We start from the raw sequence: 17,967 nt of genomic DNA, 5'->3' as shown, positions 1-17,967 counted from the left end.
GCGGCGAGACCAGGGCGGGCATGGAGATCGGCGAGGGGACGTGCATCTGGCGCGCCGCGGGCCGCGGTGGCTGCTTGCCGCGGGGCTACCTGGCGTAGTCGCCCCAGGCCTCGGGCGGGTGGCGGACGCTCGCGGCCGTGGCTGCGCGCGTTTCGCCATGTGTGGCGGCCACCTCGGCATGCAGGGCGCGGGAGCGGAAGATCTCTGCGGTGTGGGGCAGGTCCGCAAGGAATGCGGGAAGCTGCGCGATTCTCAGCCGCGACCGGCGAGGGAAGTCAGGTTCGGTGAGCGTGCGCCCGCCGTGATCCGCTGTATGCATGAAAAGCACTCCATCGAGTCCGGCCGTTGCCCTGTGGGCAAAAGGCGGCCGCTACCGCGCAAGGCGGGTGCCCGGCGGTGGATGTCTGCGCTGAAAGGGGAAAAAGGTGCCGCCGGGCTCAGGAATGTGCTGGCGCTGGCTGACGGTGCGCCTTCCTTGCCGCCGCGCAGGCGCATGCCGCCGCGCGAAGCGGTGCGGTCAGGGCGGCGGCGGTTCGAGGGAAGGTGGCGGTCATGGGCCCAGTGTACGCAAGGTGCACCCCTTTGGCGGCCAAAGGCCCCATGCTTCTTGCCAGATAGCGCGGATGTCACGGGCTACCCGGGCCAGGTGCCGCCTGTGGCCCTGAACCTGGCCATCGTGCGCGCGGGCCTGGAGGCGGCGGCCGCTAGAGCGCCACGGTTTCCGGCTCGTGCTCAGTCCGCACGCCCAGCGGCAGCACACAGAGCCTGACGCCGTCCAGCGTGAGCACCAGGCCAAGCCGCCCGCCCATCTGCACCACGCCACAGGAGGTCGCGGCTGGCGCGGAGACGGCTTCGGCGGCGGCCACGCATGCCCGCGCAGACGCACTGACTGGCGGCTGGCCGAGCATCGCCCACAGTATTTGCGGATCACGCAGCCGGAGCGATTGCAGGAACATGCGGAAAACCACCTCTTCGCTCGATTCGCGTTCGGGCGATGGCCGAGGCTCCAACCCGCTGCCCGCGCGCCGCAGCCGCAACAGTGCCCGCCGCAGCTGTTGCCGGCTGGCGGTTTCGGACCGGCCACTGGCCTGGGCGATCTCGGCATGGCCGAGCTCGAACACTTCGTGCAGCAGCACCACGGCCCCGTCCGCTGGCGCCAGGTGGGCGGCGAGCAGGCGCAGCGCGCGGGAGGCATCCTCCGCCAGCGCCGCATCCATCTCGGCCGATGGCGACGCATGCACGGGGTGGCTGGCGACAGCTCGCGCCAGCCATTGCTGCATCCAGTGGCGCCGGCGCAGGCGGTCGACGGCCAGATTGCGCACCACGGTGAGCAGCCAGGCCTGGGCCGCGTTGAGTTCCAGCGCGTCGGCCTCCAGCGCGCGGACATAGGCGTCCTGCACGGCATCCTCGGCATCCGAGGGGCCCAGCAGGCGGGAGGCCGCGCGCACCAGGCGGCGGCGGTCAGCGTCGATCAGGGCCGGCTGGCGTTCGTCATGCATCTGCAAATCTTGCCACAGCCGTGCCGGGGCCCGCGTGTCACGAAATCCGCGCTTCGTTCGTCAAGGCAGTTCCACCACCCCGAGGAATCCCGCCCATGAACACCCCAGACACCGCCACGACGCCCAGCGCCACCGAGCCGCGCACTTCCTATCTGGAGGAAAAGGCGTTCAAGTCGCGCACCCTGTTGATCTTCGGCACCGTCACCGACCTGGTGGCCGCCGACGTGGCGCGCCGGCTTATCGCATTGGACGCCGACAGCGCCGAACCCATCGACGTGCTGGTGAGCTCGCCCGGCGGACACCTGGAATCGGGCGACGCCATCCACGACATGGTGCGCTTCATCGCAGCACCGGTGAACATGATCGGCACTGGCTGGGTCGGCAGCGCGGCCACCCATCTGTACCTGGCGGCCCCACGCGAGCGGCGCTACTGCCTGCCCAACACACGCTTTCTGATCCACCAGCCCAGCGGCGGCTCCGGCGGGCCGGCCAGCGACATCGCCATCCAGGCCCGCGAGATCGTCAAGGCCCGGGAGCGCATCGCGCGCACGATCGCGCGGGAAACTGGCAAGCCGCTGGACGTGGTGCTGGCGGACATCGAGCGGGACCGGTGGCTGTCGGCCGAGGAAGCGGTCGAGTACGGACTGGTGTCGCGGATCATCGAGCGCAAGAGCCAGCTGCGGGCCGCTTGACTTGGTGGCGCACGCGGCGAAGGACGCCGAGGCTGGGTAGCCTTCACCGGTGCGGCCGGAAACCCGGCCTTGGATTTGGTTCCCGGAGATTGTTTCCGATACTGGAACGGTTAGTTCGCGACCAGATGGTTTTTCTGTGCACGCCACCGGCGTACAGTTCAGCCCATCGATGAGCCGAACCCGCAAGGCGACTCACCGAACCCGGTTTGAAGCAGTCGTGAGCATGGCTCTTCGCGCTTTGTTCCGGCTTTTTTTGAGACGCTTTTCTTTAAGGATTTCTATCATGAACACCACCGCCCGTTTCCTCTCCATCGCCGCTGTTGCCGCTTTCGCCTCTTTTGGCGCCCACGCCGACGAAGCCGACTCCTCGCAGTTCGCCCTGCAGTTCGATACGAACCGCACCCGTGCCGAAGTGAAGGCGGAAGCCGTTGTCGAAGCTCGCACCCACAACATGGAGCCAGCAGGCTCCCGCGTGGTGACCTACCAATCCACGGCCGACCGCAGCGCCGTGCGCGCCCAGGCAGCCGAAGCCGTGCGCACCGGCCAGATCCCTCACGGCGAATTCAGCGCCATGTAATTGAATTGACGCAGTTGCGGGCCTTTCCATGGTGGCGGCACTTCGCGGGTGCCGCTGCCATGGGAAGTGTTTTCACCGCAGCGCAAGGCAGTACAACGGGCCCCATCGGGGCCTTTTTTTGTGGGTGGTCTCCACGTGGCGGCAAGCACCGATAAACTGCTGCCGAGGCCGCATTGGCGCCATTGAGGGCGCGCGGGGGCCTCTTGCCTGCCACCCTCCCACACGGCCTTGTCCCAGAGCGGGGTTCTCCCAATGATCTGCGCCACTTTCCTGTGCATAGCCGCCATGTCGTCTCCGGCGCAGGCCGAGGACGTCTGGTTCACGTTGCATGGCGACCGCCAGGAGGGTGAAAAGAACCTGATCGAGGTGCGCCCCGAGCCCGTGGGCCTGGACCACCGCGTGGTACTCGATCTGCGCGTTTCAAGAGACAGGATCCGGACTTCCTTCAAGGGGCAGAAGTACCGCTCGTACTATGCCAGGGTGGTGGTCCATTGCCCTTCCCGAACGGCGTGGTATGTGTGGCTCACCTACTATGGGCTGCCGGCCTGGAAGGGCGACGCCGTGGGCCGCGAGGAGTACGCCGAAGGCAAGGCCCCCGTGCTGTTCAAGGATGTGCCGGGAGAGCCTTACAAGGGAATGATCTCTGCGGCATGCAAGGTGCGTGGGTAGCTCCCGCCGGTGCGGTTGCCTCACGCATTCTTCCCGGATTTCTGCAGGATGCTGATGTGCCCGTCTGCTTCAAGAAACGCAAATTGCATGTCTTTCGGGTCGCAGTCCGCTTCACGCAGCGCACGCTGCGCGTCGCAAAGCGGTACATGGTGCTTGCGCAGCACATCCGTGAAGATTTCCCCGTTGCTGCCGATCAGGACCGGACGGCCTTCCACCCACTGCTGAACCCGTTCGCTGCGGGAGGTGATGACCGCGACGGCGACATTCAGCGCAATCAGCGTCGTTGCGGAAAACAGTCCTGCCGTGACGGACTTCTCGTCACCGTTCAGACCTGCGGACACCGACTCGCTTAGCAGCATCACCACCAGAAGATCGAAGGGGGTGAACTGGCCCACCGTCCGCTTGCCTGAAATCCGTACCAGCAGGAGAAGCACCGCATAGATGATGGCGGCCCGCAATGGCATCTCCCACCACGCACCGCCCAGCTGAAAAACGTCCATAGGCTTACCCGTCTCGATCTGCACCCGTGAAACCGACCGGCATCGACATCCTTCCGGTGCGCGGTTGATCGCTAGACTATCCGAGCGGCCCGCGAAGCGGGCGTCAGAGGAATGCCGGCTTGCCGGCTGGGCGCGTCCTACAGGTGGTGTTCTGGTGGCCCTCGTGGCTGATCAGGGCGAGCACGGCCGCGAAGAACGTCATGCCTTGCGGATGGAGCATTTGAGAACCCGCGACATCTGGCGCAGCGCGGCCTGCTTGTGCGGTTCGTGCTCGGCCGCCGTGCAGTTGGCGGGCACCCATACCTTGAACCCCCGCATGTAGGCATCCATCGCCGTCAGGTGCACGCACATGTCCGCCGCCAGGCCGACAACGATCAATTGCTGCGTTTGCATCTGCCTGAGCAGATGGTCCAGCGGCGTCGAGTGAAAAGCGGAATGCAGGGGTTTCAGGACCGTCAGGTCGCCATCGCCCGGCGCCAGAAGGGTGGCGATCTCGCCCCGCGCACCAGGCAAGGCCTGGCACGCCTTCACCAGATCCTTGAAGTCAGACCTCCAGATCCCATAGTTGTCGTTGGCATAGATGGCCACCGCCCCCTGGGCCGAGAGCCGGCGCTTGAGCCGCGCCGTGGCATGCGCCGCCTCCAGGGCGCCGCGCAGCAAGGCGTTCGCGCCGGGAAACCGCATCGGATTGATGAAATCGACAAGCACCAGCGCGGTGGCGCTCGGCTTCAACGCGGCCGCCTGGATTTCGGCCTTGCCGAATGCAGCGGTGGCCGCCATCACGGTCCGCCTACAACCGGCGGGTTTCCCAGGGGGGCCAACCCGGTGGGAAGTGCCTTTGATGCCGGTCGGCGGCATTGCGGCGATCGGGGCCGTGGTGGTAGCAATGGGGTCACGCACTGTGCACGCATCCTGGTTGCGCAGGCGGGAGGAGCTGAAGAGTGTTCCTGCCGCCGCCGGAGTGAAAACACCCCCATCATCGAATCCTGCGGCAGCGGCCGGTGTAGGAGCCCGCCAAAGGACCGGGTCAGAGACCGGAAAGCGCCCGGCGGATTTCGGCAGGCCGGGCCAGACGGCCTTGTGCATGCGGCGCTGATGCGCCCGGGCCACGCCGGCAGAATTCGGCGGGGCTGCCAGCCGCCAGCCAATGAGGAGGCGAGCAAATTGGCACGGCCGGGCGGAGAGTGGCGCGGCAGAAAGCTCCAGGGTTTCAGGGGCTCTGCAGCGCGATGGCGCAGGCGGCCTTGATCAGTCGGTCCCTGGGGTTGGGCTCCATCTCCGCGAAGGCCAGGTTGCGGCCGTCGCTCTCGGCATACTCCACCAGGCGCATCTTTCCGTGCCACAGCGGCTTGCTGAACAGGGCGATGGAGCGGTGCCACGCCTTCAGCCCGGTACAGTCCACCACGGCCGTGGAGTAGTAGGAGTGGTAGGGCTGGTCATCAAAGCCCGTGCGTGGCCTGGCGCGGTTCACCCTGAGCTTGACGAGGCGCATGGATTCAAATGCGATGGCGCTGGTGGCATCCACCTCCAGCGTGTCCACGAAGGCATTGGCGGGGTCTCCCACCACGGTGAGCCATGAGGGCGCCTCGGCCGCGGCCGCCGAGGATGCCAACACAGCCACGATCAGGAGGGGGGTCATTTGCGGTCTCGTGCAAAGCGTCATTAAACCCGATTGTTCCGGGAAGGTGGGCTCCGTTCGTTCTTCTAGAACACCCCCAGCGCCAGCCCTGCAGCCATCGCTTCGCCCAGGGTGCGGCAGCGCAGCAGATCCTCATCGCCGATGTGCTTGACGGCGAGGATGGCCTCAGGGGTCTGGGCATGGGTGCAAACGATGAGGGGATCCCCGATGGACCGCAGGCGCCAGCCGGTGGCGATGCGCTCTATTTGCCTTGCCGCGCTGTGTCCGTCGCTGCCCGCGCAGACCAGGCTGGCATAGGGCCGGCCGTTGACGTGGTCGAGCACGGCGTAATAGCTGCGGTCGAAGAAATCCTTGAGCTGACCGCTGATGGCTGCCAGGTTCTCGGGCGTGGCGAAAATCAGCCCGTCCGCGGCCAGCACGTCCGCGGGCCCCGCCTGCGCGGCGTGCAGCAGCCGCACCGCGACCGCCGCATCGGAGGCTGCGCCCTCGCGCGCAGCCTCGGCCATCTGGCGCGAGCCATCCGTCATGGAGTGATAGACGATCACCAAGGTCTTGCGCTTGTCCATGTCTCCAGCATAGCCCGACAACCGCCCGGTCCATCGCTGGCTCCCGCGGGCGGATCCTCTTGACCCTTGTCCCATAAGCGCGTTCAATCCGCCGTACCGCAGTCCGGTTGCAAATTGTCGCCATTGCTGCAGTTGCTTTCAGTCATTTCAGTGCGCCGGTCAGGCCGGGGCCATTCAAAGAGATAAGACCATGAGCATCGCCAGACGCCTTCATGCCATTTCCTTCCTCTTGATCGCGGGGCTCGCGGGGATCGTGCTCCTGGCCTGGCTCTACCTGGGGGAGGTCACGCGCCAGACAGAACTCGTGGCCGGCAAAGAGGTGCCGCGCCAGCTCCAGGCCAGCGCGATGGAGCTGAATGTCACGCGGTCTTCGCTCCAGATGCGCCATGCGATGCTGGTGCGCACGCCGCAAGAGCTGGCGGCCACGCTGGCGGACATCGCCGACAAGAAGCGCTTGATCGACACGGACCTCGCCAGCTTCGTGCAGGCCGCGGACACCGCCGCCGAGAGGGCCCTGAACGCCGAGCTGTCCAAAGGGCTGCAGGCGTTCTGGAACGTGGCCGAGCAGAACCTTCAGTTGATCAAGGATGGAAAGAAGGAGCCGGCGTTTGACTATCTGGTGGCCTCCACGATCCCCACGCGCAATGCGGTGCTTGCCGTCCTCGCCAAGGAAAAGGAGCACCAGGCCGGGCTGCTGAAAGCCAGCCTCGCCGAGATCGAACGGGACGTGAAGCTGACCCTTCGCGCGCTGGTCAGTGCCGTGGCGGCGGTGGCGATCGGGCTGCTGCTGTTCTCCTGGCACATCGGCGCCACCTTGCGGCGCAGGGTGGCCGCGTCGCAGGCCGTGGCCAATCGCGTGAGGGACGGCGACCTGACCACCCCGGTCACGGACGGCTCGCGTGATGAATTCAGTCCCCTGCTCGCGGCGCTGGCCGTGATGCAGGACTCGCTGACCCGGATCGTCAGCCAGGTCCGCAGCGGCTCGGAGACCGTGGCGGCGGCCAGTGCGCAGATATCCACTGGCAATGGCGACCTGTCCACCAGGACGGAGCACCAGGCGAGCGCCCTGGAGGAGACGGCGGCGGCCATGGAGGAACTCAATTCCACCGTGCAGACGAATGCGCAGAATGCGCTGCAGGCGAACGTGCTCGCGCAGAGCGCCTCCACGGTCGCGAAGCAGGGGGGCGACGTCGTGTCCAGGGTGGTGGACACCATGAGCGGCATCAACGAAAGCTCCAAGAAGATCTCCGAAATCATCGGCGTCATCGACGGCATCGCCTTCCAGACCAATATCCTCGCCCTCAATGCCGCCGTGGAGGCCGCCCGGGCTGGCGAGCAGGGGCGTGGATTCGCGGTCGTGGCCTCGGAAGTGCGCAGCCTGGCGGCACGCTCCGCGGCGGCGGCCAAGGAGATCAAGGCCCTCATCGCCACCAGCGTGGAGCGTGTGGAGGCCGGGACCGTGCTGGTAGGCGCCGCGGGGCAGACGATGAAGGAAGTGGTTTCCTCCATCGAGCGGGTGACCGAGACGGTGGCGCAGATCAGCGCGGCCGGAACCGAGCAGAGCCAGGGCGTGAGCCAGGTCAACGTGGCCGTCAATCAGATGGACCAGGCCACCCAGCAAAATGCGGCGCTCGTGGAGGAAATGTCCGCGGCCGCCTCCAGCCTGAGCATCCAGTCCCGAAGGCTGGTCGAAACGGTCGCGACGTTCAAGCTGTCCAGTTCCGCGCTGCAGCTGGAAGCCTCGGGCCAGCCCGGCCCGGCCTTGATGCTGGCCTGAGCCCGGCCGCCGTGCCCGACTGATCCTGTGCGGGCCCCGTGCCGGCGCCGGGAGCGCGGGCACGCGTCAGCCGGGCCGGAATCCGAGCGCTTTCATCGCGGGTGTCAAACTCACCGCGGCCTCTTCGTAGGCCTGCCAGGGGCCATTGCCCACGCCAAGCCTTGCGTCGATGTTCCGGACGTTCCAGTGCGCGGCGCTGGTCAACGCATCCAGTTCTTCCCAACCGACGGGCACGGAAACGCCCATTCCCGGCCGTGCGCGTGCCGACCATGCGCTCACGGTCGTCGCACCGCGGCCGTTGCGCAGGTAGTCCACAAAGATCCTGCCCACCCGGTTGCGCGGACCGCTCTTGGCCACGAAGCGCTGCGGGATCGTCTCGGCCAGGTGCAGCACGATGGCCCTGGAAAAATCCTTGACCGTGTCCCAGTCGCGCAGGCGCTTGAGCGGAACCACCACGTGAAGGCCCTTGCCCCCACTGGTTTTCAAAAAGGCGGGAAGCCCCAGTCCCTGCAGCAGCACGCGCAGCAGCCGCGTGCCTTCACGCACATCCGCCCATGCCACGCCTTCGCCCGGGTCCAGGTCGAAGGTCATCCGGTCGGGGCGCTCCATCCTGTCTTTCAGCGCGTTCCAGGTGTGGTATTCAACGACGTTCATCTGCGACCCACTGCGCAAGCCCTGTGGGGAGACCACTTCCAGCAAGGGCGCATGCCCCTCGTCCAGCGCCGGGTCCAGGCTCCGCATGCCGGGCAGCGCCTCGGCCTCCTGGTGCTTTTGAAAGAAGAGTTCTCCCGGCACGCCCCCGGGGGCCCTCACCAGGGCCACGGGCCGTCCTTTTAGGTGCTGCAGCATCAAGGGGCCGACCTTGGCGTAGTACCGCACCATGTCCATCTTGGTGAACCCCGTGGACGGATCGATCACGCGCTCGCCGTGGGAGATGCGCGGTCCGGGCTGTGGCGATCTGGCGCGTTTCCTGGCGCGGGGCGATCGCGTCGCCGGGGCCTGTGGTGCGTGTGCCGTGTCCGCGCGCTTCATCAGGCCGCCTTCTTGCGCTGCGCGGAAGGCGTCTTGGCCGCGGCACGCTTGCGCGCGGTTTTGCGCGGCGCCGTGCCGCCCTCCTTGGCCGCCGGCCTGGCGGCAGGGTGGCGGTTTCCGGGCTTGAGGCTGCGCTGCAGCAGCTCCGTGAGGTCGATGATTTCCGCGCTGCCCGTGGCGGCCTGCGCGGGCTGCGTGACCGTGCGGGTATCGCCCTGCTGGACCTTGGCGGCCACCAGGTCCATGACCTGCTGGCGGAATTCGTCCTTGAAATCTTCCGGCTTCCAGTGGCCGGTCATTTCGGCGATGAGCTGCGTCGCCATCTTCATCTCGCTGGGCTTGATGGCGGTGGCGCCCAGGGCGGGGAGATCCAGTCCCTCGAAACCCTTGACCTCGTCGCCCCATCTGAGCAGGTTGAGGACGAGCGCGGGTCCCGAGGGCGCCAGCAGCGCCAGGTGCTGCTTGGTCTGGATCACGACCTTTGCCAGCGCGATCTTCCCGGTCCTGGCGAGGGCTTCGCGCAGCAGGGCATACACCTTGTGCCCCTTGTTGATGGGGCTCACGTAGTACGGGCGCTCCAAGTAGACGAACGGGATTTCCTGGGCGTTCACAAAGCGCTCGATCTCGATGGTCTGGGTGGTGCGCGGGAAGGCGCCTTCGATTTCCTCCGGGGAAAGAACAACGTACTGCCCGTTCTCGTACTCGACGCCCTTGACGATGTGGGCCTTGTCGATTTCCTTGCCGGTGCGCTTGTTGATCCGCTTGTAGCCCACGGGGTCCATCGACCGCTTGTCCAGCCAATCGAAGTCAATGCCTTGCTCCGTGGTGGCGGTGTGCAGGCCCACGGGAATATGGACAAGGCCGAAGGAGATGGCGCCCTTCCAGAGCACCCGGTTGCTGGTAGCCATGTACGCACTTTCTAACGGGGCATCGCGCAGCGCGGGATGCGCCGCGGGGCCGTTGGATTCGATCGTTTCGCGGCGGCCCTTCGATGTCTGTAGGAAAGCGGCGCGCCGCGGCCTCCGAAGAAGGCGCAAGGGGCCATTGGCCTACACTGTTGGCGGACTCCGCTGCCGACAATCAAAGGTCCAACGTGGCGAACGGATGAGGAGGTTTCCATGCCCGGTGAACTCGAGGAAGAGAACGTTTTTGGCACGGCGGATGCAAGCTCCTACTCCGCGGTGCTCTGCAGGACGCCGCAGGGGCGCTACACGGTGCAGAGCCTTCTGATAGACGGACACAATGTGCCGGTCCGCGATGCCTCCTGGGCCACGCGCGAAGAGGCCATCGATGCGCTCAAGGAATACGCCAAGGGAGACCGGCAACCGTAAGGCCCGCGATCCCCGAGCGGATGTCGGCAGCGCCAGCGCCGTGGCGCGGCAGGGGCCTGGTCACCCGGGCGGGTGGGCGAGCCTCTCCCTGCGCATTGCCAGCTTGCGGTAGAGCGTCTGGCGGCTGATGCCCAGGGTGCGTGCCGCGTGGCTCACGTTGCCACGGCAGCTCTCCAGGGCCTGCTGAATGGCGGATTGAGACAGTTCGTCCAGGTTCTGCGGCGGGTGCGGGGCTTCCTTTGGCGCGCAGAACCGGTCGGCCCGCCGGAGTTCGTCCTGGAAGTCGTCCGGCAGGTGGTGCCATTCGAGCACCTCCTCGTGCGGCTCCAGCATCGCGCAGGTGGTCCGCAGCACGCTGGCGCATTGCCGCAGATTGCCGGGCCAGGGGTACTGTTCCAGCATCGCCATCAGCGACGGCGCCAGCCGCAGGGCGCGGGAGGGCTCGATGTCCTCCAGCATCCTCGCGCTCAGCGCTTCGAAATCGGTGCGTTCACGCAAGGGTGGAAGCTCGACCGCGAGGCCATTGATCCGGTAGTACAGGTCGGCGCGAAAGCGCCCCTGCTCCGCCTCCTCGCGCAGCTTGCGGTTGGAGGCGCAGATGAGGGCGAAGTCCACGGCCACCGGGTGGCCGCTGCCCAAGGGGACCACCTGCCGCTCCTGCAGCACCCGGAGCAACCGCGTCTGCAGGGCCGCCGGCATGTCGCCGATCTCGTCGAGGAACAGCGTGCCGCCCTGGGCCTCGCGCAGCAGGCCCAGGCGTCCTTCGCGGCGCCCGCCGGTGAACGTGCCGGGTGCGTAGCCGAACAGCTCCGACTCGATCAGCGCCTCCGGCATGGCCGCGCAGTTGATGGCGATGAAGGGGCCGTCGCGGCGCGGTCCGCTCTGGTGCGCGCCCCGCGCGAACCATTCCTTGCCCACGCCCGATTCGCCCTGCAGCAGCAGGGGAATGGGCTTGTCGAGGATGCGCCGTGTCTTGGCTGCCGCCATGCGCCAGCGCGCATCGCCGGTGTCCAGGCGCGCCAGGGCATCCGGGGGAGCGCTGGAGGGCGCGGCGGGGGCGAGGGGGCGCACGGTGCGCTTGTCGGGCACCAGTTGCCCGAAGAGCTGGGAGCCATCGTGCCTGCGCAGGGAAAGCGGCGCGTCGGGGCGGCGCTGGTGGCGGGACAACAGATCCTCTAGGCCTGGATGGAGGATCTGGTCCAGCGAGACGCAGCCCAGCTGCGCGATGGAAAGGCGCAGCAGCGCCAGCGCGCTGCGGTTGCCGCCGACCACCCAGCCGTCTTCCGACACCAGCGCGATGCCTTCGGCCACGGTGCCAATGCCCTCCGGGTGGGGGTGCAGGTGCAGGCGGATGTGGCGCTGGCTTGCGGACACGAGCAGCCGGTTTTCGATCATGTGGGCGGCGGTGCTCACCAGCCCCAGCGTGTGCGGGTTGCCCCGGCTGTGCTCGCTGGAGATGTCCAGAATGCCCAGCAGCTGCCCCGTGGCAGACAGGATGGGGGCCGCCGCGCAGGTCAGGAAACCGTTGCGCTCCAGGAAATGCTCCGCGCCATGCACTTCCACGGGCGCCATTTCGGCCAGCGCGGTGCCGATGGCGTTGGTGCCGCGCTGCTTTTCGTGCCACGAGGCGCCACTGGTCAGGGCCACCCGTTCGGCCTTGCCCAGGAAGTAGGCGTCGCCACAGGTGTCCACCAGCGTTCCGCAGGGGCTGGCCAGCACCACCACGCTCTGGCTGTCGCGCACCTGCTCGAACAGGTACTCCATGACGGGGCGCGAATGCGCCAGCAACTCCTGGTGGTGGCCGCGCAGCTGCCGCAGGGCTTGCTGTTCCAGGTTGTCGGGGCTGCCCAGCCGCCCGGTCGGCCGCAGGCCGCTGTCCATGCTGCGCTGCCACGACCGCGCCAGGCGCTCGTCCACAAGCCCGCTGGGGCATTGGCCTGATTCCAGCAGGTGCTGGCGGGCCTGCCGCAGTGCCACAGATGTGGAAGTGGATCGCATGGTGTTTGTCTCCTGCCCGGGCGTCATGAACGCGCCCTGTTTGAAAGCCAGTATGGCGGTGGCCAGAGGCCAGGGCAATAGCGATGGCCGCGGGGCTGCTTCAACTGTTCCATTTCGTGACAGGTGTCGCGTTCTGGAGCGGACACCTTGACGCCCGATGGGCCGCACCTTCTTGCGGACGCGCAAACAAAGCCATAAAAATCAAGCACTTGGCAGATGGAGCAGGTTGGCACGGGTTTTGAGTCATGTCCTGCATCTGGCGGCGCGAGGTGCCGAGCAGATGTCCACAAATCCACCGGAGACAAGACAACATGACCGTTTACGCAGCCCCCGGCGCCGCTGGCGCCAAGATCGCCTACAAGCCCCAGTACAACAACTTCATCGGCGGCCGGTTCGTGGCCCCGGCCAAGGGCCAGTATTTCGACGTCATCTCGCCCGTGAACGGCAAGGTCTACACCCAGGCCGCCCGCTCTACCGCCGAAGACATCGAACTGGCGCTGGACGCCGCCCACGCCGCCGCCGACGCCTGGGGCAAGACCGACGCGGCCACGCGCGGCAACATCCTGCTCAAGATTGCCGACCGCATCGAGCAGAACCTGGAGCTGCTGGCCTATGCCGAAACCGTGGACAACGGCAAGGCGATCCGCGAAACGCTGAACGCCGACATCCCGCTCACCGTGGACCATTTCCGCTACTTCGCGGGCTGCGTGCGGGCGCAGGAAGGCGCGCTGTCCAACATCGACGAGAACACCGTGGCGTACCACATCCAGGAGCCGCTCGGTGTGGTGGGCCAGATCATTCCGTGGAACTTCCCGATCCTGATGGCCGCCTGGAAGCTGGCGCCTGCGATTGGTGCGGGCAACTGCGTGGTGCTCAAGCCTGCAGAGTCCACGCCCATCTCCATCCTGATCCTGGCCGAGTTGATCGCCGACCTGCTGCCGCCCGGCGTGCTCAACATCGTCAACGGCTTCGGCCGCGAGGCGGGTATGCCTCTGGCCACCAGCAAGCGCATTGCCAAGATCGCCTTCACAGGATCGACCAGCACCGGCCGCGTGATCGCGCAGGCCGCCGCCAACAACCTCATCCCCGCCACGCTGGAGCTGGGTGGCAAGAGCCCCAATGTGTTCTTTGCCGACATCATGGACAAGGACGACGCCTTCCTGGACAAGGCCGTCGAAGGCCTGGTGCTGTTTGCCTTCAACCAGGGCGAAGTCTGCACCTGCCCGTCGCGTGCGCTGATCCAGGAATCCATCTACGACAAGTTCATGGAACGTGTCTTGAAGCGCGTAGCCGCCATCAAGCACCAGAACCCGCTCGACACCGACAGCATGATGGGCGCGCAGGCCAGCAAAGAGCAGCTCACCAAGATCCTGTCGTACCTCGACCTGGGCAAGCAGGAAGGCGCCGAAGTGCTGGCCGGCGGCGGCCAGGCGCACCTGGGCGGTGACCTGGAAGGCGGCTACTACGTGCAGCCCACGCTGTTCAAGGGCCACAACAAGATGCGCATCTTCCAGGAAGAAATCTTCGGCCCCGTGCTGGCCGTGACCACCTTCAAGGACGAGGCCGAGGCGCTGGCCATCGCCAACGACACGCTGTACGGCCTGGGCGCCGGCGTGTGGAGCCGCAACGGCAACGTGGCCTACCGCATGGGGCGCGCCATCAAGGCCGGCCGCGTATGGACCAACTGCTACCACGCCTATCCCGCGCACGCGGCGTTCGGCGGCTACAAGGAGTCGGGCATCGGGCGCGAGACGCACAAGATGATGCTCGACCACTACCAGCAGACCAAGAACCTGCTGGTGAGCTACTCAGAAAACAAACTCGGCTTCTTCTGATTTGGTGGGTTGTGGCCCACAGAGCGCCGCTGGCGTCGTTGCGCCGTCTTGCCGTGGCGCTGCCGCTGTCTGCGACGACGCGCCTGGCCATCGACGCTCTGTGAACCACTGCGACGCTGCAGCGAAATTACTTTCAGCACAGCAGCGTTTTTTGTCGGCGCACCAGGAGATCACCATGGTCGAGAGAGTCATTGCCACCGAGGCAGCCCTCGCGCTGATCGCGCAGCTGCAGGCGCAGCATGGCAGCGTGCTGTTCCACCAGTCGGGTGGCTGCTGCGACAACAGTGCGGCCAACTGCTATCTGCCTACCGATCTCACGATTGGAGCCAGCGATGTGCTGCTGGGCGATGTGGGCGGCGCGCCGTTCTACATCGGCAAATCCCAGTACGAGTACTGGAAACACACGCAGCTCATCCTGGATGTGATCGACGGGCACGGCGGCACGTTTTCGCTGGAAGGCAGCACGGGCAAGGCGTTCCACACCCGCTCGCGCCTGTTCACCGACGGGGAGTGGGCCGAGATCGAACCACGGGTCAGCCGGGATCTGGCGTGATGCCGCACACCGCTTTCTTCACGCGCCGTCTCCCGCGTTGCCCGTGATGGGCAGCACGGTGCCGGTGATGTAGCTGGAGCAGCAGGGGGCCGCCAGGAACACATAGGCGGGAGAAATCTCCTCGGGCTGTGCCGGGCGGCCCATGTGCGTCTTTTCGCCAAACCTGGCAATGTCCCCGGGCGCCTTGTCCGCGGGGTTGAGGGGCGTCCACACGGGCCCCGGGGCCACCGCGTTCACGCGGATGCCCCGCTCGGCCAGGTTGTGGGCCAGGGCCTTGGTGAAGGCATGGATGGCGCCTTTGGTGGCGGAATAGTCCAGCAGTTCCTTGCTGCCGCGCAGGCCGGTGACCGAGCCGGTGTTGATGATCGAATCGCCCCGGTGCAAGTGGGGCAGGGCTGCCTTGGCCATGTGGAAGTAGCCATAGATGTTGGTCTGGAACGTCTCGTCGAAACGCTCCGCCGTCAGCGCTTCGAGGGAGTCCGCGTGCTCCTGGAACGCGGCGTTGTTGACCAGCACGTTGAGTTTGCCAAACGCCTTGACCACCTGCCGCACGGCGCCGGCGCAGAATGCCGCGTCCTTGACGTCGCCGGGTATCAGGATGCACCGGCCGCCCTCGGCCTCCACCAGCTCGCGCGTCCGCTGGGCATCCTCGTGTTCGGCCAGGTAGGCGATGGCGACATCCGCGCCCTCGCGGGCAAACAGCACCGCCACCGCACGGCCTATCCCGGAGTCACCCCCGGTAATGAGGGTGGAGAACCCCGTGAGCTTGCCGCTGCCCCGGTAGTGGGGTGCCTCGAACCTCGGCTTGAGCTGCATCTCGGCCTCGCTGCCGGGTTTGGCAAGGTGCTGGGCCGGCAGCGGGGGGGCGGGTTCCGAGCGCCCGGGGCCGGGCGCGGGGGCCTTGCCCCGGGCCGAAGCGGGCGCTGCCTTGGCCGGGCGGGCGCGCTCGTCGCGGCGGTCCTGCGCTGCCTGGATCTTCTTTTGCTTCGCGGCCGTGGCCGTGGCCCGTGCGGCCGGGGTGGACGGGGCTGTCTTGGATGATGGCTTCATGGCAAGGCTTCTTCACATGCGGTGGATGGGAAACGGGCGGCGTCGGGCCGGCGCGTGGTGTGCAATCGCGGTCAGCCCAGCGGCTTCCATAGCGGGGGCTCGGGCTCGGGAAACCGCAGCGGCACCTGGCGGGGCCGGGCCATGGCTTCCCACTGGCGCATGCGCTTGAGTTCGCGGGGCTTGAGGTGGGGATCGGAACCGGAGCGGTGTGTCTTGGACATGGTGTTCTCCAGGGCGGCAGGGAAGAAGCTCCATTAGCCCTCCGCGCGCGCGGCGGCCGTGTCGGACAGTTTTGACTGTGCCCATCGGATGGATACGGCGAAGGCCCGGCGGGTGGCGTGGCGCCTCCGGCGCCCGCCGGCCTACGTCACTTCTTGCCGGAGGGCTGTCCGTTCTTGGCCAGCCCCAGCATTTCCGACATCCAGGTCACCAGCATCGCGGTGTAGGCCTCGCTCCATTCGGGTTTGGACAGGCTGTGGTCTGCCTGCTTGATCACCCGGTAGGTCATGGAGTGGGTGCGCAGGAACGCGGCGCGGTAGTTCTCGATGACCGGGTGCGGGACGATGTGGTCGAGTTCGGATTCGACCAGCAGCACATCCCCTTCGAAGACCGCGCTGGCCGCCAGGGCGCGGTTGCTGTCGGAGGCGAGTTTCATGGCGCGGTAGCGGGATATCTCCTGGCGGTCGAGGTTCTGCTTGGACACCAGCCAGTCCTCGTCCTTGTAGAGCGCGGGAGCGCGCAGCGCCATCCACCGCAGGGGCCGCATCGCGCTGAGCACGGTGGCCAGGTAGCCGCCGTAGCTGCTGCCCACCACCGCCACGGAGTTGGCGTCCACCGCGGGGTGGCCCGTGAGAAGGTCGTAGGCGGCGAGCATGTCGTTGAGGTTGTCTTCCCGGGTGACCGTGTCGCGGTGGGCCTTGTCGCTGGCATGGCCCCGCAGGTCGAAGGTCAGGCAGATGCACCCCAGGGCGGCGATGGCATGGGCGCGCGCAAGGTACTGCTCCTGGCTGCCGTCCCAGCCGTGCACCAGCATGACGCCCGGCACCACGGTGTCGGGCGCGACCAGCGTGCCCGCGATCGTGCGGTCCCCCGAGGGAATCTGGATCGCCCTATGCCGCGTGGCCATCGCGATGCACCAGGGCGTATTTGGTCAGCAGGCCCACTTCGGGATCCTCTCCCCGGAAGTATTCCGTCGCCGCTGCCGGAAGGGGCTCGAAGCGGCCATACGTCTCCACGCAGCTGGCCTGCACCGAGCGCAGGGAGCGGTCGGCGTGAAAGGCTTCGAGCGCGGCCACTTCGGCGCCGGTGGCGCCGCCGATCCTCCAGGATTGCTCCAGCACCCCCGAGCACCACCGGCCGTCGGCCGCGATGCCCTGCGCGACGTCGTAGTTGATGCGCGAGGCGAAAAACCCCGGAAAGCATTCCCGCACCGCGGCGTCGTACGCCAGGGCCTGATCGACCGCCTTGCGGACGGGGCCGGGCGGGAGCGTGGACAGGAGCGCGTGGAAATCGCCCCGCACCACGGTCAGGTCGGAGCCGCCGTAGGCCATCGCGCCGGTGTTGTTCTGCGTGAGGCGCTGCCTGCCGTGGTACGAGGCCAGGATGCCCGCCACGCGCACCTGGCCCACGCTCAGCGTGTCCACCTGGGAGAGGTTGTGCTCCAGCACGATGCCCTGCTCGACCAGGGCCGCCTTGCCCAATGCCGCCAGGCAGGCGGAGAGCGCGCGGGCGTCGGGCACCACCGTCTGGCCGCGCCCTCCAGTCTCGCCCACGGGCTTGACCCGCACGGGACCCAGCGCCAGCAGTTGTTCACCGGCCTCCTGCGCATCCCGGCTGGAGAACGCGGTGTAGCCCGGCAGCACGGCGGCACCGACCCGGCGGGAAAACGCCTCGCTCCAGCCTTGCGGGGCCGCGGCCGTGGCCGACACCAGGGGATGGGTGATGGCCTTCGTGGCGACGAAGGCATGGGGCACCACGCCGCCGAACAGGTCGTCTTCTCCCAACAGGCCCAGGCGCTGCGCCGTGGACGCCACGAGGGTGTCGCTGGGCACGAGGTAGGTGCGGCGGGTCCACAAGGGCTGGGGCACCTCTTCCATGAAGGGGCAGCCCTTGAGCGCGGCGACATGGCGGGCGATCTGCTCGCGCGTCACGTGTTCGTGCACGCTCGAGTGCCCCTTGATGCCCTGCGTGAACGGCATGACGATTTCTGTCTGGGCGGATGATCTGGAGGGCGAGGGGCGGAGAGCGTC

Annotated in this window: 19 protein-coding genes and 1 pseudogene; 7 read left to right on the top strand and 13 right to left on the bottom strand. The window is 67.2% G+C overall.

The window, feature by feature from the left end; translation table 11 throughout:
• Positions 1 to 85 precede the first annotated feature (85 nt).
• Positions 86 to 319: a hypothetical protein gene (locus tag AC07PV_RS17365; protein ID WP_494630886.1), complete on the bottom strand. Its 234-nt coding sequence runs from the start codon at positions 317 to 319 to the stop codon at positions 86 to 88.
• 385 nt (positions 320 to 704) lie between these two features.
• Entirely contained in the window at positions 705 to 1,499 is a 795-nt protein-coding gene (locus tag AC07PV_RS17360) for a sigma-70 family RNA polymerase sigma factor (RefSeq protein WP_494630885.1), read from the bottom strand.
• A 95-nt stretch (positions 1,500 to 1,594) separates the two neighbouring features.
• Here AC07PV_RS17360 and AC07PV_RS17355 point away from each other — a divergent pair, with 95 nt between their 5' ends.
• The 3 genes from AC07PV_RS17355 (at position 1,595) to AC07PV_RS17345 (ending at position 3,437) form a co-directional block, all read left to right on the top strand.
• The gene (locus tag AC07PV_RS17355) at positions 1,595 to 2,191 is read left to right on the top strand and encodes an ATP-dependent Clp protease proteolytic subunit (protein WP_218296154.1); all 597 of its coding nucleotides are present in this window, start codon (positions 1,595 to 1,597) and stop codon (positions 2,189 to 2,191) included.
• Positions 2,192 to 2,474: 283 nt separating this feature from the next.
• Complete coding sequence (locus AC07PV_RS17350) at positions 2,475 to 2,768, top strand: DUF4148 domain-containing protein (protein ID WP_218296153.1); 294 nt, start codon at positions 2,475 to 2,477, stop codon at positions 2,766 to 2,768.
• A gap of 285 nt (positions 2,769 to 3,053) precedes the next feature.
• A complete protein-coding gene (locus AC07PV_RS17345; protein WP_494630884.1) occupies positions 3,054 to 3,437 on the top strand; it encodes a surface-adhesin E family protein in 384 nt (127 codons plus the stop codon).
• A 20-nt stretch (positions 3,438 to 3,457) separates the two neighbouring features.
• Here the strand turns inward: AC07PV_RS17345 and AC07PV_RS17340 are convergent, their stop codons facing one another.
• From AC07PV_RS17340 to AC07PV_RS17325, 4 genes are all read right to left on the bottom strand, one after another.
• Entirely contained in the window at positions 3,458 to 3,937 is a 480-nt protein-coding gene (locus AC07PV_RS17340) for a DUF421 domain-containing protein (protein ID WP_494630883.1), read from the bottom strand.
• Between the two features lie 198 nt (positions 3,938 to 4,135).
• The gene (locus AC07PV_RS17335; protein ID WP_494630882.1) at positions 4,136 to 4,717 is read right to left on the bottom strand and encodes a cysteine hydrolase family protein; all 582 of its coding nucleotides are present in this window, start codon (positions 4,715 to 4,717) and stop codon (positions 4,136 to 4,138) included.
• A 430-nt stretch (positions 4,718 to 5,147) separates the two neighbouring features.
• Positions 5,148 to 5,576 (bottom strand): surface-adhesin E family protein, encoded by a 429-nt coding sequence (locus AC07PV_RS17330; RefSeq protein WP_218296150.1) that lies wholly within the window; start codon positions 5,574 to 5,576, stop codon positions 5,148 to 5,150.
• A gap of 65 nt (positions 5,577 to 5,641) precedes the next feature.
• Positions 5,642 to 6,142, bottom strand: coding sequence for a flavodoxin family protein (locus AC07PV_RS17325; RefSeq protein WP_494630881.1), 501 nt, complete (start codon positions 6,140 to 6,142; stop codon positions 5,642 to 5,644).
• A gap of 190 nt (positions 6,143 to 6,332) precedes the next feature.
• Here AC07PV_RS17325 and AC07PV_RS17320 point away from each other — a divergent pair, with 190 nt between their 5' ends.
• A complete protein-coding gene (locus AC07PV_RS17320) occupies positions 6,333 to 7,919 on the top strand; it encodes a methyl-accepting chemotaxis protein (protein ID WP_494630879.1) in 1,587 nt (528 codons plus the stop codon).
• Positions 7,920 to 7,985: 66 nt separating this feature from the next.
• Here AC07PV_RS17320 and ligD read toward each other — a convergent pair.
• Positions 7,986 to 8,936 (bottom strand): annotated as a pseudogene (gene ligD, locus AC07PV_RS17315) (non-homologous end-joining DNA ligase); the annotation flags it as partial.
• Between the two features lie 14 nt (positions 8,937 to 8,950).
• Positions 8,951 to 9,859 (bottom strand): non-homologous end joining protein Ku, encoded by a 909-nt coding sequence (gene ku / locus AC07PV_RS17310; RefSeq protein ID WP_494630878.1) that lies wholly within the window; start codon positions 9,857 to 9,859, stop codon positions 8,951 to 8,953.
• A gap of 210 nt (positions 9,860 to 10,069) precedes the next feature.
• Between ku and AC07PV_RS17305 the strand changes: the two genes are divergently transcribed.
• On the top strand, positions 10,070 to 10,282 hold the full coding sequence (locus tag AC07PV_RS17305) for a hypothetical protein (protein WP_369643377.1): 213 nt from the start codon (positions 10,070 to 10,072) through the stop codon (positions 10,280 to 10,282).
• A gap of 60 nt (positions 10,283 to 10,342) precedes the next feature.
• Here the strand turns inward: AC07PV_RS17305 and AC07PV_RS17300 are convergent, their stop codons facing one another.
• A complete protein-coding gene (locus AC07PV_RS17300) occupies positions 10,343 to 12,280 on the bottom strand; it encodes a sigma-54-dependent Fis family transcriptional regulator (RefSeq protein WP_494630877.1) in 1,938 nt (645 codons plus the stop codon).
• A gap of 311 nt (positions 12,281 to 12,591) precedes the next feature.
• Here AC07PV_RS17300 and exaC point away from each other — a divergent pair, with 311 nt between their 5' ends.
• Both exaC and AC07PV_RS17290 read left to right on the top strand, forming a co-directional pair.
• Complete coding sequence (gene exaC, locus AC07PV_RS17295) at positions 12,592 to 14,115, top strand: acetaldehyde dehydrogenase ExaC (RefSeq protein WP_494630875.1); 1,524 nt, start codon at positions 12,592 to 12,594, stop codon at positions 14,113 to 14,115.
• Positions 14,116 to 14,290: 175 nt separating this feature from the next.
• Positions 14,291 to 14,668, top strand: a complete 378-nt coding sequence (locus AC07PV_RS17290) for a DUF779 domain-containing protein (protein ID WP_494630874.1) — start codon at positions 14,291 to 14,293, stop codon at positions 14,666 to 14,668.
• Between the two features lie 18 nt (positions 14,669 to 14,686).
• On the opposite strand, the gene AC07PV_RS17285 is transcribed toward AC07PV_RS17290, so the two are convergent.
• The 4 genes from AC07PV_RS17285 to AC07PV_RS17270 form a co-directional block, all read right to left on the bottom strand.
• Entirely contained in the window at positions 14,687 to 15,718 is a 1,032-nt protein-coding gene (locus tag AC07PV_RS17285; protein WP_492244602.1) for an SDR family oxidoreductase, read from the bottom strand.
• A gap of 71 nt (positions 15,719 to 15,789) precedes the next feature.
• Entirely contained in the window at positions 15,790 to 15,939 is a 150-nt protein-coding gene (locus AC07PV_RS17280) for a hypothetical protein (RefSeq protein WP_218296141.1), read from the bottom strand.
• Positions 15,940 to 16,085: 146 nt separating this feature from the next.
• Entirely contained in the window at positions 16,086 to 16,844 is a 759-nt protein-coding gene (locus AC07PV_RS17275) for an alpha/beta hydrolase family protein (RefSeq protein WP_218339748.1), read from the bottom strand.
• Positions 16,828 to 17,916, bottom strand: coding sequence for a DUF3182 family protein (locus AC07PV_RS17270; RefSeq protein WP_255591042.1), 1,089 nt, complete (start codon positions 17,914 to 17,916; stop codon positions 16,828 to 16,830). Before AC07PV_RS17270 ends, AC07PV_RS17275 begins: the two co-directional genes overlap by 17 nt.
• Positions 17,917 to 17,967 lie beyond the last annotated feature (51 nt).

The sequence above is a fragment of the Acidovorax sp. GW821-FHT09A11 genome (genome assembly GCF_059418365.1).
This window is presented reverse-complemented; position numbering and strand designations above follow the sequence as displayed.

Bases quoted from the DNA above. Each gene is read 5' to 3' on its own strand.
- AC07PV_RS17300 (WP_494630877.1), bottom strand. From the start codon at position 12,280: ATGCGATCCACTTCCACATCTGTGGCACTGCGGCAGGCCCGCCAGCAC.
- AC07PV_RS17290 (WP_494630874.1), top strand. From the start codon at position 14,291: ATGGTCGAGAGAGTCATTGCCACCGAGGCAGCCCTCGCGCTGATCGCG.
- AC07PV_RS17350 (WP_218296153.1), top strand. From the start codon at position 2,475: ATGAACACCACCGCCCGTTTCCTCTCCATCGCCGCTGTTGCCGCTTTC.
- AC07PV_RS17365 (WP_494630886.1), bottom strand. From the start codon at position 319: ATGCATACAGCGGATCACGGCGGGCGCACGCTCACCGAACCTGACTTC.
- AC07PV_RS17280 (WP_218296141.1), bottom strand. From the start codon at position 15,939: ATGTCCAAGACACACCGCTCCGGTTCCGATCCCCACCTCAAGCCCCGC.
- AC07PV_RS17355 (WP_218296154.1), top strand. From the start codon at position 1,595: ATGAACACCCCAGACACCGCCACGACGCCCAGCGCCACCGAGCCGCGC.
- AC07PV_RS17335 (WP_494630882.1), bottom strand. From the start codon at position 4,717: ATGGCGGCCACCGCTGCATTCGGCAAGGCCGAAATCCAGGCGGCCGCG.
- AC07PV_RS17330 (WP_218296150.1), bottom strand. From the start codon at position 5,576: ATGACCCCCCTCCTGATCGTGGCTGTGTTGGCATCCTCGGCGGCCGCG.
- AC07PV_RS17345 (WP_494630884.1), top strand. From the start codon at position 3,054: ATGTCGTCTCCGGCGCAGGCCGAGGACGTCTGGTTCACGTTGCATGGC.
- exaC (WP_494630875.1), top strand. From the start codon at position 12,592: ATGACCGTTTACGCAGCCCCCGGCGCCGCTGGCGCCAAGATCGCCTAC.
- AC07PV_RS17305 (WP_369643377.1), top strand. From the start codon at position 10,070: ATGCCCGGTGAACTCGAGGAAGAGAACGTTTTTGGCACGGCGGATGCA.
- AC07PV_RS17320 (WP_494630879.1), top strand. From the start codon at position 6,333: ATGAGCATCGCCAGACGCCTTCATGCCATTTCCTTCCTCTTGATCGCG.
- AC07PV_RS17275 (WP_218339748.1), bottom strand. From the start codon at position 16,844: ATGGCCACGCGGCATAGGGCGATCCAGATTCCCTCGGGGGACCGCACG.
- AC07PV_RS17270 (WP_255591042.1), bottom strand. From the start codon at position 17,916: ATGCCGTTCACGCAGGGCATCAAGGGGCACTCGAGCGTGCACGAACAC.
- AC07PV_RS17285 (WP_492244602.1), bottom strand. From the start codon at position 15,718: ATGAAGCCATCATCCAAGACAGCCCCGTCCACCCCGGCCGCACGGGCC.
- ku (WP_494630878.1), bottom strand. From the start codon at position 9,859: ATGGCTACCAGCAACCGGGTGCTCTGGAAGGGCGCCATCTCCTTCGGC.
- AC07PV_RS17325 (WP_494630881.1), bottom strand. From the start codon at position 6,142: ATGGACAAGCGCAAGACCTTGGTGATCGTCTATCACTCCATGACGGAT.
- AC07PV_RS17360 (WP_494630885.1), bottom strand. From the start codon at position 1,499: ATGCATGACGAACGCCAGCCGGCCCTGATCGACGCTGACCGCCGCCGC.
- AC07PV_RS17340 (WP_494630883.1), bottom strand. From the start codon at position 3,937: ATGGACGTTTTTCAGCTGGGCGGTGCGTGGTGGGAGATGCCATTGCGG.